This window comes from Cobetia sp. SIMBA_158, from assembly GCF_046566945.1.
Lineage (GTDB): Bacteria > Pseudomonadota > Gammaproteobacteria > Pseudomonadales > Halomonadaceae > Cobetia > Cobetia amphilecti.
In genome coordinates this window covers 1-260 of sequence record NZ_JAWJYL010000591.1, presented here as the reverse complement: position 1 = coordinate 260, position 260 = coordinate 1, and the positions used below count along the sequence as shown (strand labels likewise).

Sequence of the window (260 nt, the reverse complement as noted above, 5' to 3'; positions counted from 1 at the left end):
CTGATAAGAGATATACAAACCTTATGTAAATCATTAGCACCTTTATTAGAAAGTGGAGAATTTGAATCAGGAAGACTATACGCGAGGCAAATTTGGCAACGATTATCTCATAATAATAATTTGTATTATTATGATATTTACCTTCTAAATGCCATTTTATTTGTATTTCCTTTAGACGAAATGTTAGGGATTTATCAATATCTTAAAAGAGGTTTCGAAAAATATAAAAACTTCCAAAATATGAGTAGGGTTGCTTTAAG

1 protein-coding gene is annotated in these 260 nt (G+C 28.5%); it reads left to right on the top strand.

What is annotated here, in order from left to right; all coding sequences use genetic code 11:
• Positions 1–260: hypothetical protein (locus R2R70_RS21205; protein WP_410979080.1), on the top strand; the 260-nt coding region annotated here is incomplete at both ends.